The 2,775-nt window shown below is 59.2% G+C and carries 3 protein-coding genes; all 3 read left to right on the forward strand.

The window, feature by feature from the left end; all coding sequences use genetic code 11:
* Positions 1 to 753: D-arabinono-1,4-lactone oxidase (locus DBR24_RS28975; protein WP_305889156.1), on the forward strand; the 753-nt coding region annotated here is incomplete at its 5' end.
* Positions 754 to 827: 74 nt separating this feature from the next.
* On the forward strand, positions 828 to 2,036 hold the full coding sequence (locus tag DBR24_RS28980) for a DSD1 family PLP-dependent enzyme (RefSeq protein ID WP_177490701.1): 1,209 nt from the start codon (positions 828 to 830) through the stop codon (positions 2,034 to 2,036).
* Between the two features lie 262 nt (positions 2,037 to 2,298).
* A partial coding sequence (locus DBR24_RS28990; RefSeq protein WP_371921375.1) for a transposase occupies positions 2,299 to 2,775 on the forward strand: 477 nt, incomplete at its 3' end.

A 2,775-nucleotide genomic window follows, 5' to 3' on the forward strand; every position in this document is an offset into this window, starting at 1 on the left:
GCCTATCGCCTGCGCGAGCACCAATGGATCGCCAGGACCGAAGAGCTGCTGGAGGACCTCGACAAGAACACCCGGGAAAACCAGCACTGGGAAATGCTCGTGGTCACCCATTCCGACTACGCCTTGTCCATCGCCCTCAACGAAACCAGCGATCCGGCCACGCCGCCGATTCCACCCGATGAGGAGGGCGGCAACGAGTTTGTCACCCTGATCGAGAAGATCGACAAATATGGCAGCGATTTCCCCGATCTGCGCCGCACGCTGCTCAACAGCCTGCGCCATCTGGCCAGTTTCGAAGATCGCGTGGGCGACTCGTTTGACATCTATGCCAACGTGCGCACGGTGCGCTTCAACGAAATGGAATATTCCGTACCGGCGGAGCACGGCCCGGCGTGCCTGCGCGAAATCCTCAAGCTGATTCAGGACAAGGACCTGCGCACCTGGTTTCCCATCGAGTACCGCTACGTCAAGGCAGACGACATACCGCTGAGCATGTTCGAGGGGCGCGACAGTTGTTCGATCTCGGTGCACCAGCACTATCAGATGGATCACCACAACTTGTTCGCCGCCATCGAGCCGATCTTCTGGAAGTACAACGGCCGTCCGCACTGGGGCAAGTTGCACACGCTCAATGCGCGCACCTTGCAACCGCTGTACCCGCGCTGGCGCGAGTTTGTCGAGGTGCGCCAGGCACTGGACCCTAGCGGCAAGTTTCTCAACGCGCATCTTTCGTCGATTCTGGGGGTGAACTGATGGCGGTCGATCGACGCAATTTCCTGCTCGGATCATTGGGTGTCGGCGCTTTGTTGCTCGGCGTCGGCGCATGGCTGAGGCCGGGTGATCGCGGCTCGCCTTACAGTGAATATTTCCGTGCGCTGAACCGTGAGCTCAAAGAGAAAGGGCCGATGCGCCCGGTGCTGCTGATTGATCTGGACCGCCTCGATCACAACATTGATGTGGTGATGCAGTCGGTGCAGCGCGGCGGCAAGCAGCTGCGCCTGGTGGAAAAGTCGCTGCCGTCGCTGGGGCTGTTGAGCTACATCGCGCAGCGTGCGGGGACGCAAAAGCTGATGTCGTTTCATCAGCCGTTTCTCAACCACGATGCGGTGACGTTCCCGCAGTCGGACATCTTGCTCGGCAAGCCGCTGCCGGTACGTTCCGCTGCGCTGTTTTATCAAACCCACAAGGGCCCGTTCGATCCGGGCAAGCAATTGCAATGGTTACTCGACAGCCCCGAGCGTTTGCAGCAATACCTCGCGTTGGCCCAGGGCCTGGGCACGCGGATGCGCATCAATATCGAACTGGACGTCGGTCTGCACCGCGGCGGGGTCAGTGATGTGAATGTGCTGGGGCAGATGCTCGCGCTGATCAACGCCAACCCGCAGCATCTGCAGTTCGCCGGGTTCATGGGCTATGACCCGTTCGTGGGCATGGGCGTGCCGGGGATTCTGGGTTCGCCCGAAGAGTTGTTTGCCAAGGTCATGGTGATTTATCAGCGTTGTGTGGATTTCACTCGCCAGCAATTTCCGGCGTTGTGGCACGACGGTTTGTGCCTGAATACCGCCGGCAGCCCGAGTTATCGCATCCATGAAAACGAAACGCTCAGCAGCGAAGTCTCGGTGGGCACGGCGATGCTCAAACCGACGCACTACGACCTGCCGTCGTTGGTCGAGCACGTGCCGGCAGCCTACATCGCCACGCCGGTTTTGAAGAGCACGGGCGAGGTGAATATTCCGGCGCTGGATGACAAGTCGAGACTGTTCTCGTGGTGGGATCAGAACCAGCGCCAGACCTTTTTCATTTACGGCGGTAACTGGATGGCCGAGTTCGAATCGCCGCCCGGATTGCAAAGCAACAGTGTCTACGGCCGAAGTTCGAATCAGGAGATGGTTAACGGCTCCAGTGCCGTTGGCCTGACAGTCGAAGACCAGGTTTTCCTGCGGCCAACCCAGACCGAAGCCGTCCTTCTGCAATTCGGTGATTTGCTGGCGGTGCGCAACGGCAAAATCGTCGACACCTGGCCTGTCTACACCTGATCCAAAATCCCCCCTGTAGGAGTGAGCCTGCTCGCGATAGCGTCCTGTCAGCTGATATTTATTGTGCTGACATACCGCTATCGCGAGCAGGCTCACTCCTACATTGGATGTGTGTACACCCACACGCTGTAATGAAGCTTTTATGACAAAAGTTCGGTAGCACATAGCCAGTCCGGTCATGCCTATGTAACGCGCTTGAGGAGCCCGACAGGGCGCTTTTCACAAGCCGAGGCGGGACGCCGGGAGTGAGGCAATGGGGACTATGGAACGCTACTCGAAAGTGGGCATGCAGGAACTCGATCAACGCCTGTCGAAGATCGTTGAAGCCGCGCGCAAGAAGCCGGTGTCGGTGTATCGCTACGGCGCACCGTGGGTCTGGATCGTCTCGCAGGATGACTGGCAGGGCGCCTTGAAAGAGGTCTCCAGCTACATTCCACCGGGCCATTCGCTGGTGTTGCTGCGCCCGCAGATCGACGATTTGCTCGACGCCCACCAGGGCCTTCTGCACGACCTCAATGCCGAGCCCGGCATGCTCATTCCCGCGCAAACGGTCATGCACATTCTGCTCCTGCAACTGCTGTATTCGGTGCCCAGCGAACAGCAACTTTACGAACAGCTCAATTACAACCTGCTGTTCCGCTGGTTCGTCGGCCTGGGCCTGAACCAGAAAGTCTGGAGCTTCAACGCCCTCAGTCGCGACATCGCCACGCTGCTCAACGAGCCGCGCGCGGTGCTGCTC

This window comes from Pseudomonas sp. HMWF006, from assembly GCF_003061205.1.
Lineage (GTDB): Bacteria > Pseudomonadota > Gammaproteobacteria > Pseudomonadales > Pseudomonadaceae > Aquipseudomonas > Aquipseudomonas monsensis.